This window comes from Saccharopolyspora sp. NPDC002376 (genome assembly GCF_053593195.1).
Genome location: NZ_JBSFBZ010000103.1, coordinates 1 through 13,865 on the forward strand (window position 1 = coordinate 1; position 13,865 = coordinate 13,865).

The window sequence follows — 13,865 nt, forward strand, 5'->3', positions numbered from 1 at the left end:
AACAGCTGGGAGGAGTTCATTCCCTTCCTCGACTACGACATCGAGATCAGGAAAATGATCTGCTCGACCAACGCGATCGAATCCTTGAACTCCCGATACCGCCGCGCGGTACGGGCACGCGGGCATTTCCCGACCGAGCAGGCCGCCATGAAATGCCTGTACCTTGTCACCCGCAGCCTGGACCCCACCGGGGCGGGCCGCACCCGATGGACGAGCCGCTGGAAACCCGTGATCAACGCGTTCGCCATCACCTTCAGTGACCGCTGGCCGGCCGCTGAAACCTACTAACCAACCACGCCGGAAACACCGTTCCCGTTACAGCCCCGCGCGGGTGCTGTTGGTTGGAATTGTTGTATCAGTGCTGACTGAAATTGGCTTTCGTGGGTAGTCGCAGGTTCCGTAGTAGTCGGATCGTGTTGGAGCTCTGTGGCGCGTGCCTTGGCCGTTGGGCTGTTTGTGCTCTGACGGTCTTTCACGTGTGTCGGTTGCTCGAGATCTGGTCGTGGTGTCCGTGGTCGGGGTGCGATGCCGGCCGTGTCTCCTTGTACCGTGAGTAGGGTGGGCAAGCAGTTCGGGGAGGCGAGTGTCGTGGACTCCTTTACTTCGCCGAGTAGACTGTGCAGCGACCTCGAAGAATGAGCTTGAGCATGCCGCTGACCCCGCGCTTAGCTGGGGGTCAAGGGGTCGTGGGTTCGAATCCCGCCATCCCGACGGAGCGAAAAGCCCGTTGATCGGCACGTAAGTGCAGGTCAACGGGCTTTTTTGCATGCTGTTGTGGATCTTCAGTGATCGCTCTGGAAGGTCGTGTCTCGAATTTTGGCGATTTTTGGGAGGATTTTGGGAGGCTGGCCTTTGTCTGGCTGAAATGGGGTCGGGTTGATCTGGAGGCAGGTGGGCCGGTGGATCTCGAGGATCCGGCACATCAGGCGTTGATGCTGTTACTCGGTTCGCAGTCACGGCAAGAGGTGCTGCGGACCCAGCACAGGGTGCTGGCGGCGATGCGTGCCCAGGTGTGTAAGCAGGGCCGTTTTCTGGGCGGGCGGCCGCCGTATGGGTATCGGCTGGTGGATGCGGGCCCGCATCCGAACAGTGTTCACGCGAAGTGGGGGCGGCGGTTGCATCGGTTGGAGCCGGATCCGGTGACGGCGCCGTGGGTGCGGTGGATCTTCGAGCAGCGCGCTGCGGGGCGCAGCGTGGCCGGTATCGCCCGGGAACTCAACGAGCGTGGGGTGGCGTGTCCGTCGGGGGCTGATCGGGAGCGGAATGCGCATCGTTCTGGGCGGGCGTGGATTACGCGGACGGTGTCGGGGATTTTGGAGAATCCGCGGTACATAGGGGCGCAGGTGTGGAACCGGCACGGCACCCTCCGCCGACCTGGCGCTGCTCGTCGTGCCGGTGGGGCGGGTGGACGCATGGATAAGCAGGATTGGGTGGTGTCGAACGCACCGGCGCATGTCGCGCTGGTCGACGAGGCAACGTTTCAGTCGATCCAGGGGATGCGTGTTGCCCGCAAGACTCAGGAGGGGATACGCGGGTCTATCGGTTGGCAGGGCTGATTGTGTATGGTCTGTGTGGTCGGCGGTTTGACTCGCATTGGGTGAACAACCGGGCCGGTTACCGCTGTCGCCAGTCTCCTCAAAGAAGGACTCCGGCACGTCTTCAAAGTCAAAGGCGAGCAAGGCAAACAAGCCCTCGACAAATGGGTCGGCTGGGCCCGGCGCTGCCAGATCCGCGTCTTCATCGACCTCGCCGGCAAAATCACCAAACACCGCGCCACCATCGACGCCGCCCTCGAACACGGCCTCTCACAAGGACTCATCGAGTCCACCAACACCAAAATCCGGCTCCTGACCCGCATCGCCTTCGGATTCCGCAGCCCCCAAGCACTCATCGCCCTGGCCATGCTCGTCCTCGGCGGACACCCACCCACCCTCCCCAGACGAACCTGACACCCACGGAACCAGCAGAAGAGCCAAATTTGACAAGTAAATCGGCCCGGTCTGGAGCACGCGGCTGAGCGTGAAGCCTCAAGAAGTGCGCGAAACGCCGAGGGTGCCACAGGGTCTAGATCACGCGGGCATAGGTGCGATTCGAGGAGCGAAGACGATGAGCGACATGTCGCCAGAACCGAACGTTGAGCAGGTCACTGTTTGGCGCAACCTGCTGGATGCTCTAGGGCAACTAAGCTCAGCTTGGGAGGGCGCAGTGGACGCGGAGTCAGGCGCCGCCCGTGGAGAGGGCCCCGGTGCAGCCCTGCCGGATGATTTGGTCACGGCGTTCGCGCTTGCTGGGTCGCGCGGCGCGGTGGCATTGGCTGGGATTGCTGATGCCCTTGCCGCGCAGGCACACGGCGAAACGTTCGCCGAAGCCGCAGAGACGCAACGACATGCACAGCGGGCCTGGAGCGATGCCCGCCGCGAGATTTCGAGCAGTTCGAACGAGGAGCCGACGACTCCAACGCACGAGGGTGAGGGCGGCGGAACCTCTACTAGCCAGTAGATTCATTGTTGTTGAGCCAGGGTTCGGCTTCGTTCCTGGCTAGGCGCACGGCGAATGATCCGGGGCGGCAACATCCTCACCATCGACGACGACACCCCCACCGGATTGCCCCCTAGCATGGCATCCATCCCAGCGGGAAAGTTGAGAGCTGTTCGTTCGTTCCCAGGTCCTGAATGGACGATCGTGAGCCGGATTTTTCTATAGGCCAGTCATAATCAAGTGGGTGGACCACCCTCGCGCCCTTGCTCGTTGGAGTTCGTGGGTCTTTCCTTCGGTCATTCGGCTGGTCGCAACTGCCAGTCGCGGTGGAACTCGGGCGAGCGCACATGAAGCGATGGAGAAATTTGCGTTACTGGAGTTGCGGATTTGCAGCAAGTGGATACCCTGATTCTGTTGTGGCGGCGGCTCTGCGCTGGCTTGCACTGGCCCGCTGGTGTTGGTGCAGTCCACACGCCCGCGACTCCGCCGGAATGGTCAGCGGTTGTCTTCCTGGGGTAGCGGCTTGCGTCGTTGACGAGCGTCGGCCTTTGAACTGTCGGTGCGTTCTGAGGTAACCAGCAGCGTCGGACGTTCCTCGGGCGAGGCAGCTTCCTGACGGCCTGTAGCAAGGGGCTTCGCCGCGGCCATAACGACGTTCGCGATCATGCGCAGTCCGCCATGGACGCTCGCGGTCAGGTTCGGGGTGTGAACGAGTACGCCGGCGTCGACCAGGCCTCGCCTCATCCAAGGCAAGTTGATCTGGGCGACGAGCAGAACTTGAACGTCTTCATGCTCGCGCGGTTGCTCAGGGACATGCTCAGTGCGGTGTGTACTCGACATGATTTTTCCGCCTCCGAGGTCCTGGCGCTGCCGGATTGTGCGAGCGATTCCACCGTAGCCCCACCCCTGGGGAAGAGGCCATGCTGAAGCCGGTGGAGGAACCTTTCCGCTCGTGAGGGTGGGCGCATACTGGTGGACGAGCACGGTGTTCGTTATGCGCCAACACGTGAGGCGCTAGTGATCAAGGTGTCCATGCCCGGGCGGGCATCGGCATCCTTGGAGAAGGGGTGTAGCACCATGACGTGGTTTCCACGCCTGCTCGGCATCGGAACAGCCGCAGCTGGTGCATTCGTCGTACTACGTCCAGAGACCCTCACACGTGCCTGTGGGCTCGTTGACTCGGATGGTGAGGCCTCTCCGGGGGTGAAGGTTCTCTGTCGCGGCATCGGCGTACGAGACGTTCTATCTGGGTTGGCAATGACTTTTGCGCCGAGCCCTGACACGCTGCGACTGGCCATAGTGAGCCGTGCGGCGGCTGACATCGGTGACGCAGTGGTCTTGGGCCTTCTATATGGCGACTCGAAGACAAGAAGCTTGGCGGCGACGTCGGCGGCCGGCCGAGGCGCGCTGTGCGCGCTGAGCGGCCTGACCGTGGATTCGGACTCAGCGGACGAAGAGGCTGTGGAGCTGAGCGACGACCAGCAAACGCCGAGGTGGAGAAGAGATAACCGTGAGCGGCACGCAACAGAACGGGTGTCGCCACTACGGCGCTGGGTGAGCGAGATTGTCGAAGAGGAGCTTCGAGATGCGGGTGTGGTCAGCTGATCTCGCTACGGCGCTGAGCTCGAAGGCTATTCATGTAACTGAAAAATCAACGTGATGTTAGCAGTAAAAAGCGATCTCGTCGGCCTTGGCGCGGTTCTCGATCTTGTTTTCGCGGAAATCGCGTTCGATCACGAAGTTGCCTCATAGCAAGGGGTTTTGGTCCACTAATGGAAGGGTAGTCACTCAAAATAGTCGCCGTAGCGGCTCGACGGTAGGTCAACACGCGGGCGAGTGGTGCCGAACCTCGGCTGTGCTCAGCTGCGTGAGCGAGTTGTTTGCGCTTCGGGCGACCGGCCTGCCGGAGACGTCCGCAGGGGGTTGATCATGAAATCTGGACCTCAAATCGCGTTGGCAGTAGCAATCGGTTATGTCCTGGGGCGCAGTCGGAAGATGAAGCTCGCGATCGCGACCGCCGGGATGATGGCAGGGCGGCACGTTGGGCTCAATCCCAAGGATCTCCTCGCGCAGGGGGGCAAATTGGTCGGAGGGTCTCCTGAGTTGAAGAAGTTGGCCGGTGAGGCGCGTGAGCGTTTGATGGACGCGGCCAAGGCCGCTGCGATTGCGGCAGCGACGAACAAGATCGACTCGATTGGCGACAACCTGACCAAGCGGGCCGCCGGTTTGCGGGCTCCCGATGTCGGGGAACAAGCCTCTGGCCTCGGTAAGCGAGTATCTGGCCTCGGCAAGCGGACCTCTGAGGAAACTCCCGAGGAAGACTTGGGCGCGGATGAAGCCGCAACCGAGGAGCGCGAGGAAGAGGAGCAAGAGCAGGCGCCGGAACGATCGCCGCGAAGCGCTGACGGTGCCCGCGGGCGGATGGCTGAACGTTCATCATCGGCTCGGAGCCCGCGTCATTCTGAGCCGAGTGGTCGGCGCGGTGGTTCCGCTGCGAAGAAGGAAACCGTGCCGAGGCCGAGGAGCTCCGATCAGGACGATTCCAAGACTGCGTCCTCGACCGAGGCCCGAGGTCGTTCAAGCGGTGGCGCGGGGAGCCAGAGCAGGTCAGGGGCAACGAGCCAGCGCAAGTCAGGGACCAGCAGCAAGCCAGCCGCTCCTAAGAAGTCGTCTTGAGGACTGGGGTGATGGCCATGGCAGAACAATCCGTTGATCAACATGCCGCTGGTTCGGGCGGGTTGTTGAGAGCGATTCCGCTCGAACCTTTGAAGGCAGGCGTCAAGGAACTGTTGGCAGCGGCAGGGGAACGGGCAACGGGTTTCCTCAGCGACAAGGTCGAGAGCATGACCGAGAGACTGACGGAGTCGGCAGAGAACGGCGGTGCCGGCTTGATGGCGGCGGTGACAGGGGGTAAGGAGTTGGCTGAGGGAGGATCCCCAGTCAAGTCGGCACTGAAGGCCGGTCTGACGGGCGTAAAAGAAAAGGCCAAAGAGGCACTTGGCATGGGCGGCGGAAAAGGGGGGAAGAAGGGGAAGTCCAAGGTTGTCAACATCATCGAGCACAACGATGTGGGATTGCCTCTTCGCGTCGTGTATGACCAGTGGACCAGATTCGAAGATTTTCCGAGCATGACGAAGAAAGTTCTCAGTGTGGACCAGGAGTCCGACGAGAAGATCAATTGGAAAGCGCAGATCTTCCTGTCGAAGCGAAGCTGGGAAGCCACTATCGTCGAACAGGTGCCGGATGAAAGGATCATCTGGACTTCGAAAGGCGCGAAGGGGACCGCGGATGGATCGGTCACGTTCCACGAGCTCGAGCCGAACATGACCAGGATCCTGCTTGTCATCGAGTACTACCCGCAAGGATTCTTCGAGAAGACCGCGTACATGTGGCGTGCGCAAGGACGTCGCGTGCGAGCGGATTTCAAGTACATCAAACGGCACATGATGACGCGGACGATCTTGGAGCAGGACGAGATCGAAGGGTGGCGTGGCGAGATCCGCGATCGGGAGGTCGTCAAGACCCACGAGGACGCCATGCGCGAGGAAGAAGAAGGATACGGCCCCGAAGAGGAAGAGGAGGAATACGAAGGCGAGCGCGGCGAAGCTGAAGAGGAAGGCGAAGAGGAAGAGTACGGCGAGGAAGGCGAGGCCGAGCGGCACGAGGACTACGGCGAAGCCGATGAGGAGTCCGAAGCCGAGGAAGGCGAAGGTTACGAGGAAGAAGGCGAGTACGGCGACGAGGGCTACGGCGAAGATGAGGCGGAAGAAGAACACGGACGGCGTCGCGGGGAACCCGTGACATCCAGCCGGAGAAGGTGATCGCATGACCGTCGCAAGCATGCAAGGCGGCGGTGGTTCCCCGGTTCAGCGGGGAACTGGAGGCACCCTGGCGGATGTAGTCGAGCTCATCCTCGACAAGGGCCTGGTCATTGACGTGTTCGTGCGGGTCTCGCTCGTGGGAATCGAGATACTCACGATCGATGCGCGCGTCGTCGTGGCCAGTGTGGACACTTACCTCCGCTTCGCTGAAGCCACCAACAGGCTGGACCTGGATCAGAAGGGCGGCAAGGACCTTCCAGAGCTGATGCAGGGCATGACAGAGGGCGGCGCAAAAGGCAAGACCAAGGGGATGATCGACGCGGCCAAGGACAAGTTCGACGAGTTCCGCGGTGCGGACAGGGAAGACAAGAGGGAGAAACAACCCGCACGGCGCCGGGAAACGCACAGCCGGGAGCATGAATGATGGCCACACACGCAGAACGAGGCGGCCACGTCCAATCAGGACAGCGAGAAAACACTGATCGCGGCGTGTATGTGTACGGGATCCTCGACCACCGGGAGAAGCTCCCGGACGACCTGCCCTCGGTCGGCGATGGCAAGGAAGAGGTAAACCTGGCCTCGTACGGCAAGCTCTCCGCTCTGGTCAGCGAGGTACAACTCGCTCGTCCACTCGGAACACGCGAGGACTTGCTCGCGCATGAACGGGTACTTGACATTCTTGCGGCGGAAGCGACTGTGATACCGATGCGTTTCGGATCAGTCGTAAGCACCATGGAGGCTGTTGTCGACGAGCTCCTGGCACCCCACGACGATCATTTCGAGGCAATGCTCGCCGAACTCGCCGGCTTGGTGCAGTTCACCGTTCGCGGTCGGTACGCGAACAACGCGCACCTCCGTGAAATCGTGTCCGAGGATCCAGAGATCCAGGAACTGCGCGATGTACTTCAAGGTATGCCCGAGGACGCAGGCTACACCGAGCGCTTGAGGCTCGGCGAGCTGGTCAACAATGCGGTGGTTGGAAAACGTGAAGCTGACACCGAGACACTGATCAGCTCTCTCGAGAAGTCCTTCGTTGCTTCCGTTCCACATGCGGTCGCGGGTGAGGACGACGCCATGCACGTCGCGTTCCTCGTTGATCGTGAGGTGGCAGCGCAGTTCGAGCAAGCAGTGGATGATCTTGGATGGCAGTGGGATGGGCGGATCAACTTGCGTTTGATCGGGCCTCTCGCTCCTTACGACTTCTTGCCGGAGACCTGACATGGGGCTCATTACCGGACTGCTCACGCTTCCGCTGGCACCGGTCCGAGGTGCCGCGTGGGTGGCCGAACAGATTAAGCAGCACGCGGAGCGGCAGTACTACGATCCCGCCCTGATCCAACGCCAGATAGCCGACGTCGATGACGCACATGCGGCCGGTGAGCTGACCGATCAACAGCGTGACGAGCTGCACGCAGACCTGTTGGCCAGACTGTTCGAAGCGCAACGCCGCCGTGAAGCCGGGGAGATGTGAATCCGGTGGCCACCGCGCGGGGCGACGACGCCAGAGATCGCGAGCCACCAGCTGATCGCCGGCGGCGAAGCCGACCGCAACAAACGGGATCGAAGTCTGTGGCCCCACGCGACCGTTCTACGGAGAAGGACCGCAATCCACAGCGAGCGCGTCCGGAACCCGAAGCTGAAGAGGATAGGCGAGGCAGCGACGATGGGAGGCGTTCGCTCAAGGCTGCCCAGGCCGCGCAGCTGGCCGTCCGCCAAGTCCATGAACTGACGGGCAGGCAGCCAGAGGGTGTCACGTCCCTCGAGCGCGTAGAAAATGGCTGGCTTGTCAGTGTCGAGGTGGTCGAGAGTCACCGGGTTCCGGACTCGGCGGACATTCTGGCGGTGTACGAGGCGGAACTGGACCAAGACGGTGATCTCCTTTCCTACCGCAGGGTCGATCGCTATCCCAGGGGACGGGGCAACGAAAGATGAACGCGCACGATGGCGAGGAGCGGATGACCGCACCGGAGGTCAGAGGTGGCGGGGCACGGGCACCCGCCTGGTACGGACAGCGGGCGGCGCCACCTGCCAGGCAGGAATCCGCGAACCTCGCAGACATCCTCGAACGCGTCTTGGACAAGGGAATCGTCATCGCCGGCGATATCCAGGTGAACCTGCTCGACATTGAACTGCTGACCATCAAACTTCGGCTCGTGGTCGCCTCGGTGGAACGCGCCCGCGAGATGGGGATCGATTGGTGGGAGCACGACCCCACCCTGTCGTCCGGCCACCGCGATCTGGCCGAAGAGAACCGGCAGTTGCGGTCCCAGGTGCGTGAACTCGAATCCGAACGCGGCACATCACAGGGCGCGATAGAGCAAGGCGAGGACGAACAACGCCGTGAGCGCCGTCGAAGCGCACCTCCTCGACGCACCGCTGAGGAGCAGGACCGTGACTGAAACGCTGTCCTACGTTTACGCGATCTCGCGGAAGGACGCCGACTTGCAGCACGGCGTAGCCGGGATCGCCGGGGCGGAGGTTCGGTTGGTTACCTCTGGCGAACTCGCAGCGCTGGTCAGCACGGTGACCGTTGACGAGTTCGGTGAGCAAGGACTGCGGAAGAACCTGGAAGACATGCGGTGGCTGGAAAGAACAGTGCGTGAGCACAACCGCGTCGTCGACGCGGCAGCTGCCACCTCGACTGTCGCGCCACTGGCGTTGGCCACGGTCTACTACAACGATGATCGGGTCCAGGCTGCACTAGCGGAACAAGCGCCCGTGTTCCTTGACGTCCTGGAGCTGATAACCGGCCGTACGGAGTGGGGCGTCAAAGTATACGCAGACCTCAGCAAGAGCACGTCCGAGGCACCTGCTGAGTCGGAGGCTGGTACGGGCGAGAGCCCAGGACAGGCTTACCTTCGCAAGATCCGAGAGCAGAGAAAGGGGCAGGCCGCGGCAGAGCATGAAGCGGTGGAGCAAGCGAGCGAGATTCACGATGCTTTGAGCAAGCTCGCTCATGCGAACCGCGTGCACCCGCCGCAGAATCGCGACCTTGCGGCTTACCGGGGCTTGATGGTGCTCAACGGTGCCTATCTGGTGGACGACTCGCGGACCGGGGAGTTCACCTCCGCGATCGACGGCATCGCGAGCGGAAGCTTCCTGCAGATCGAACTCACGGGACCTTGGGCGCCGTACTCGTTCGCGGTGATATCCACGGAACGACTGTGAGCGCGGCGATGACCACAGGACACGCCGTCAGCACGCGAACTGTTCGGGACACTCGTGAGATCGCGCTCGTCGACCTGCTCGATCGGCTGTTGGCTGGCGGAGTGGTTCTCACCGGAGACGTCACCATCTCCTTGGCTGGAGTCGACCTGGTGCGGGTCTCGTTGCGGGCCATCATCACATCGATCCAGGAGAGCACGATGAGCGTCGACTCCTGGGAACGGAGCAGCGATGAGTGAACCGCCTGGAGAGCAGCGAGTCGGCCGGTCGGGAAGACTGCAGCACCGCATCGAAACCGATGCGGAGTCAGTCCAGCGCGATCTGGTCCGGCTCGTGTTGACCATCGTTGAGCTGCTGCGCCAGCTCATGGAACGCCAGGCACTGCGCAGAGTCGACCAAGGAACGCTCGACGAAGACCAAGTTGAAGAGCTGGGTCTCGCCCTCATGAAGCTGGAAGAGGCGATGACGGAACTGCGCGATCGCTTCGGATTCTCCACCGATGATCTCAACCTGGACCTCGGTCCGCTCGGCCCCCTGCTGCCGCGGGACGACCACTGATGATCACTATCTCCGGTCAGCAGTGAGTCTCAGACCCTGGTGACCGTGATGTTGTGCTGAAGTCGCCGTGCGTCCCGCAGATCGTTTGCGTCGTCTAACAGTGCGTCGGCTGTGGACATGGCGGAACGGGCCGCATACCAGTGGGGTGGGCGGCCCGTGAACATGTAACTATCCGTCTCGGTCGGGTTTCTTCCGCCCGTGCCCTGTGGCGGCGTCTTTTACCTTGTCTGCCGCCTGTTTTAGCGTGCTCTTGGTTTGTTCGCTCTTGCCCTCGGCTTCTTTCTTCTCGTCGCCGGTTGCTTGACCCAGCTTCTCTTTCGCCTTGCCGATGAGTTCTTCGGCCTTGTGCTTGGCCTTGTCGCCCGTGCCCATGTGATGCTCCCTTGGTGCGGCTGCTGGGGACCCGCTCGCCTTTGCAGAAGAAACCAGACGCCGGGGCTTCGTGCCCTGGCACTTCTCCGACAAAGTCCCGGTAGCTCAACCGGGCAGCTTGCGAAGTCGCTTCATGCCTACCCACGACGCGCTCGCCCTACACCTGAAGATATTTGTTACTGCACACTTGTCCTAGGTTGAACAGCTTCCTGGAGGTGGTTCTCTCGGCTGTGAAAAACGTTGGAGTCGTTGGGAGGTCACGTATGATACTGCTGTTGCGTACCGATGACTACGATGTCAGAAGGCGACAATCGATTGTCGCTTGGCAATCGATTTACGGACCCGTCCGGAGCTCTGCTGGTAAGGAGTGCGCCCGACCGCCGGTTTGATCGAGTCCATCCGAGGACTACCCAGGCGGTGCAGCTGCGAGTGTGCCGCGGCGGTTCGGGCGAGTTCGGACTCGGGTGTCCGGCGCTTCCGTTCGAGCGCTCCCGGGTAACCAGTGGAAACTGAAGGCTCGGTGATGACCATGATTCGGATCAAGGTGGCGCTGGCGAACCTCGCCAGGGTCTTGCTGGGCTGGTGGAGCGTGGCGAAGCCTGTCTTGGGTCGCCTCGGTCGCAAAGCATTCCAACAGCTTCGGGCATTGTCAGCAACGCTCACGGGCACCGTCGGAAAGATTTCACAGGCGGTGCCGGCTGTGGTGCGTGAACGAAGGCTCGGACGCTCTGGGCGCGCTAAGAAAGCGAGAGGCGTTTCTAGGCGTCGTCCCGATCGCGGAAGAGGCTCGGCTAGAGCAGACGAGAAACACGGAAAGCGGAAGAAATTTCTAGGTAGAAAACAGAAATGATCAGATGGCGCCTCTGGTTCAATTGGGAAAGCCGAGTCGGAATCGACTCTGGAAACCGGAGTTAATGTGAAAGAGGTAAATGCGCCTCCGAGGCGAAGAACGAAACTTTCTGAGGTGACTTTCGCGTCTTCTGGGCTGGCTCACGGGTTCGCGACGCGTGCGTCGGCAGAGTCGACCGGAGGAAATGTGGCCGATCACAGCAGCGCGCCCGCTGGGTTTGACGGAAGCATGGCGGCCGCCTTGGAGCGGCTGGAATTCAGTCTGTGGCAACTCGCCTACGCCGCGCTGGAATCTTGCACACGGCTCATCTCGAAGAAGATCGAGAGAGTGGTGGGCAAACTTGCCGAGAGCGCAGACAAGTCCGGGGCCGTGCCCCAGGCTGCGCTTCGGGCAGTGCGGGCAGCGCTCCTCGGGAAGAGTCCGGTCTGGGAAGCGATCAAGGGTGCATTAGCCGGTATGAGCTGGCAGGCCAAGTTCATCTTGGTGGCCGGGATGATCTTGTTGCCCGTCCTGTTGGTGGTGCTGGTCGTGGTCCTCCTGTTGGTGCTGATCGTAAGTGCCGTTGTGGCGGCGTTTCGCGCAGCAACGCAGCGCGGCTGAGACACCGCGGGTGGGGCTGGCGTACGTCCTCGCCGGGGCGGCTGCAACTCCGGTTTCGGACTTGCCTGAACGCTTGATCACGCCTCGCCAGATTGAGCGATGTTTGAAGGGTGGAACATGGGCTCATAATCAGTTCGTACGAGTGACTTTATTTCGCTGACAGACGTGGCGATCAACCGTCTCGCGAATGGCGTCCCGCTACCTGCGCCTGGAGAATGGACTGTAACCGCTAGTGCATGTGGTGACATCGGTGATTGGGAGCTCGAGACATGATAAAGATCAAGGCCTATCTGGCCACGCTCCTCGGTTATTTGGTGCACTTCTGGGGCATGGCCAAGATCGCATTGCGCCTCGTTCGCAAGGTCGTCCAGGACGTGTTCGGAGCTCGTGCGTCGAGGCGTCATGGCAAGCGCAGGTCTACCCGCCGGTCGAAGGCCCGCGCGCGGAGGATGGTGCTTTTGCGGCGCACGGGCATGGTGGCAGCAGGGAGCGCAGCAGCGGCTGCCATGGCGTACGTCGCTTACCGTGTGTTGCGTTCGTCGAAGGAACCAGAGGAACGTCCGCTCAGCGGGGAACAAACCGCCGAAGAAGCCGGAGCATCGACTGGTGAAGGCGTTCGGCCGGCCGAGGAGACGTTCCCGCCCGAGGACGCCATCCCGGCAGCCCGGGCAGCTGAAACGACCAGTGCTGGTAAGCGAGGTCGGGGCTCAAGGAGACTGGCTCGGCTTCGTGGCTCCCATTAGTGGGGCGACCGTTGACCTTTGTTGGATCCACTGTCGACCAGCGATGCCGACGCGCCCACGTGATCACGGTGCGGGTGCCAAGGCAGTCGGGCGGTGATGACTCTGCTGAGAGAACCAGCAAAAGCCAAGCACAATCGAGTGGGTGCACTGCCAGAGCCGATGCCCTGGCAGTGCTGTCTAGGAGCGTCGTTGCAGGAACGGTTGGTTGGCGCTCAAACTCAGGACCGACGGCCTTCTGACGGCGCGCTCGCGATGCGTGCTGCGGCATTGCGGCCAGAGTGAACGGATGGCGGGCCAGGCTGGATGTTGCGATTCTTCGCCGGCCTCGAACGCCGTGATCCGTACGGGTGCCAGGACGATATTGAGGCACGAGATTACGTCGGGAACCGGTGATCCGATCCGAGGTGCACCGTTGGTCGCACCACCTTGGAAGCACAGACGATTTGTATGTCGGCGCCGCAGCAGCTGGGCACCTCAGCGACACCACGCCACGCCGTGCTACTTCTCGACGACGGTGACCTTGGCTGTTTCCCGTGGCGGTGCTTGTTCGGGTAGTTCCACACTCCCACCTTGGTGAGTGCGCGTCTCGCGAATCATGTCGCGCATCTCGCTCAAGAGAAGGGCTTGAGCCATCGTCGCCCAGTACAGTGCCTCATCCTTCGGTTTGATCTGTTCGGCGGCTGCCCGCGCCCGGGCAAGAGCTTGGTCTGGATCAGTCACGATCTTGCTGGTCTTCTTGTCCTTGGCCATGACCACGTCCTACCCGCCGCTGCGATCATCAACACCCGACTGACCGTCGCCTGAGCTTGGCGGAGCGCTGGACGGGGTGATCGGCGCGTTCTGCAGCTTGGGAACCATCTCGTTGCACACCTGCGCGGATTCCTCGGAACTCAGCGTGATCGGGGCTACCGGCGTCGGTGCCGGAGCCCGCTGCGCGGACGCGATCGGCGCGCCGATCGCCATTACCAGCGCGGCACAGCTTCCGGTGATCGCGATGCCACGGTTCCAGGTGGAGATCCGCATGAGGGCTCCTCGTGTTCGAGAACCTGGCTGCCCGCCGGGCACCCGAACACTGATCGACTTCGCCTCGGATGGAGCCGGTGCCGGCCTGCAGCAGGCCTGTGACGCGGGTATGAGCCTCTGATAGAACCCGATGGATGAGCATTCCCATCGGCGGCGAGCCTAGTACTGCAACGGCAGTTCAGGGGTAGCCGCGTTTTCGGTAGTGGCTGGTTCGGGCTTGGAGTTGGCGTTGTCGGCGCCAGTGTGACCAGGCCA

Annotated in this window: 19 protein-coding genes and 1 pseudogene; 17 read left to right on the forward strand and 3 right to left on the reverse strand. The window is 62.0% G+C overall.

All coding sequences use genetic code 11. The annotated features are described in order from the left end of the window. From ACWCO2_RS35815 to ACWCO2_RS35830, 4 genes and pseudogenes are all read left to right on the forward strand, one after another. Positions 1 to 288: transposase (locus ACWCO2_RS35815; protein WP_450132113.1), on the forward strand; the 288-nt coding region annotated here is incomplete at its 5' end. A 497-nt stretch (positions 289 to 785) separates the two neighbouring features. Further along, positions 786 to 1,556: a recombinase family protein gene (locus ACWCO2_RS35820; protein ID WP_450132247.1), complete on the forward strand. Its 771-nt coding sequence runs from the start codon at positions 786 to 788 to the stop codon at positions 1,554 to 1,556. Between the two features lie 48 nt (positions 1,557 to 1,604). Continuing rightward, a pseudogene (locus ACWCO2_RS35825) lies at positions 1,605 to 1,949 on the forward strand (transposase); the annotation flags it as partial. Positions 1,950 to 2,106: 157 nt separating this feature from the next. Next, the gene (locus tag ACWCO2_RS35830) at positions 2,107 to 2,499 is read left to right on the forward strand and encodes a hypothetical protein (protein WP_450132248.1); all 393 of its coding nucleotides are present in this window, start codon (positions 2,107 to 2,109) and stop codon (positions 2,497 to 2,499) included. A gap of 474 nt (positions 2,500 to 2,973) precedes the next feature. Here ACWCO2_RS35830 and ACWCO2_RS35835 read toward each other — a convergent pair whose 3' ends face one another. Further along, positions 2,974 to 3,318 carry a hypothetical protein gene (locus tag ACWCO2_RS35835; protein ID WP_450132249.1) on the reverse strand — a complete coding sequence of 115 codons (345 nt, stop codon included), beginning with the start codon at positions 3,316 to 3,318 and terminating at the stop codon, positions 2,974 to 2,976. 1,155 nt (positions 3,319 to 4,473) lie between these two features. Between ACWCO2_RS35835 and ACWCO2_RS35840 the strand changes: the two genes are divergently transcribed. The 10 genes from ACWCO2_RS35840 to ACWCO2_RS35885 all read left to right on the forward strand — a co-directional run bounded on the left by ACWCO2_RS35840 (position 4,474) and on the right by ACWCO2_RS35885 (position 10,022). Further along, the gene (locus ACWCO2_RS35840) at positions 4,474 to 5,154 is read left to right on the forward strand and encodes a hypothetical protein (protein ID WP_450132250.1); all 681 of its coding nucleotides are present in this window, start codon (positions 4,474 to 4,476) and stop codon (positions 5,152 to 5,154) included. An 11-nt stretch (positions 5,155 to 5,165) separates the two neighbouring features. After that, a complete protein-coding gene (locus ACWCO2_RS35845; RefSeq protein WP_450132251.1) occupies positions 5,166 to 6,299 on the forward strand; it encodes an SRPBCC family protein in 1,134 nt (377 codons plus the stop codon). A gap of 4 nt (positions 6,300 to 6,303) precedes the next feature. Next, positions 6,304 to 6,723 (forward strand): gas vesicle protein GvpJ, encoded by a 420-nt coding sequence (gene gvpJ, locus ACWCO2_RS35850; protein ID WP_450132252.1) that lies wholly within the window; start codon positions 6,304 to 6,306, stop codon positions 6,721 to 6,723. Next, positions 6,720 to 7,517 carry a GvpL/GvpF family gas vesicle protein gene (locus ACWCO2_RS35855; protein ID WP_450132253.1) on the forward strand — a complete coding sequence of 266 codons (798 nt, stop codon included), beginning with the start codon at positions 6,720 to 6,722 and terminating at the stop codon, positions 7,515 to 7,517. The genes gvpJ and ACWCO2_RS35855 overlap by 4 nt, the downstream gene beginning before the upstream one ends. 1 nt (position 7,518) lies before the next feature. Next, positions 7,519 to 7,770, forward strand: coding sequence for a gas vesicle protein GvpG (locus ACWCO2_RS35860; protein WP_450132254.1), 252 nt, complete (start codon positions 7,519 to 7,521; stop codon positions 7,768 to 7,770). 98 nt (positions 7,771 to 7,868) lie between these two features. Further along, entirely contained in the window at positions 7,869 to 8,231 is a 363-nt protein-coding gene (gene gvpO / locus ACWCO2_RS35865; RefSeq protein ID WP_450132255.1) for a gas vesicle protein GvpO, read from the forward strand. Further along, the gene (locus ACWCO2_RS35870) at positions 8,228 to 8,698 is read left to right on the forward strand and encodes a gas vesicle protein (protein ID WP_450132256.1); all 471 of its coding nucleotides are present in this window, start codon (positions 8,228 to 8,230) and stop codon (positions 8,696 to 8,698) included. The genes gvpO and ACWCO2_RS35870 overlap by 4 nt, the downstream gene beginning before the upstream one ends. Continuing rightward, positions 8,691 to 9,467, forward strand: coding sequence for a GvpL/GvpF family gas vesicle protein (locus ACWCO2_RS35875; RefSeq protein WP_450132257.1), 777 nt, complete (start codon positions 8,691 to 8,693; stop codon positions 9,465 to 9,467). The genes ACWCO2_RS35870 and ACWCO2_RS35875 overlap by 8 nt, the downstream gene beginning before the upstream one ends. Before the next feature lie 8 nt (positions 9,468 to 9,475). Next, positions 9,476 to 9,703, forward strand: a complete 228-nt coding sequence (locus tag ACWCO2_RS35880; RefSeq protein WP_450132258.1) for a gas vesicle protein — start codon at positions 9,476 to 9,478, stop codon at positions 9,701 to 9,703. After that, positions 9,696 to 10,022, forward strand: coding sequence for a gas vesicle protein K (locus ACWCO2_RS35885; protein WP_450132259.1), 327 nt, complete (start codon positions 9,696 to 9,698; stop codon positions 10,020 to 10,022). The genes ACWCO2_RS35880 and ACWCO2_RS35885 overlap by 8 nt, the downstream gene beginning before the upstream one ends. Positions 10,023 to 10,190: 168 nt before the next feature. Here ACWCO2_RS35885 and ACWCO2_RS35890 read toward each other — a convergent pair whose 3' ends face one another. Further along, the gene (locus ACWCO2_RS35890) at positions 10,191 to 10,394 is read right to left on the reverse strand and encodes a CsbD family protein (protein WP_450132260.1); all 204 of its coding nucleotides are present in this window, start codon (positions 10,392 to 10,394) and stop codon (positions 10,191 to 10,193) included. Positions 10,395 to 11,430: 1,036 nt separating this feature from the next. On the opposite strand from ACWCO2_RS35890, the gene ACWCO2_RS35895 reads away from it, so the two are divergent. Continuing rightward, the gene (locus ACWCO2_RS35895; RefSeq protein ID WP_450132261.1) at positions 11,431 to 11,844 is read left to right on the forward strand and encodes a hypothetical protein; all 414 of its coding nucleotides are present in this window, start codon (positions 11,431 to 11,433) and stop codon (positions 11,842 to 11,844) included. Positions 11,845 to 12,113: 269 nt separating this feature from the next. Next, positions 12,114 to 12,587 (forward strand): hypothetical protein, encoded by a 474-nt coding sequence (locus ACWCO2_RS35900; protein WP_450132262.1) that lies wholly within the window; start codon positions 12,114 to 12,116, stop codon positions 12,585 to 12,587. Positions 12,588 to 13,085: 498 nt separating this feature from the next. Here the strand turns inward: ACWCO2_RS35900 and ACWCO2_RS35905 are convergent, their stop codons facing one another. Beyond that, the gene (locus ACWCO2_RS35905) at positions 13,086 to 13,337 is read right to left on the reverse strand and encodes a hypothetical protein (RefSeq protein ID WP_450132263.1); all 252 of its coding nucleotides are present in this window, start codon (positions 13,335 to 13,337) and stop codon (positions 13,086 to 13,088) included. A gap of 76 nt (positions 13,338 to 13,413) precedes the next feature. Here ACWCO2_RS35905 and ACWCO2_RS35910 point away from each other — a divergent pair, with 76 nt between their 5' ends. Then, positions 13,414 to 13,731 carry a hypothetical protein gene (locus ACWCO2_RS35910; protein WP_450132264.1) on the forward strand — a complete coding sequence of 106 codons (318 nt, stop codon included), beginning with the start codon at positions 13,414 to 13,416 and terminating at the stop codon, positions 13,729 to 13,731. Positions 13,732 to 13,865 lie beyond the last annotated feature (134 nt).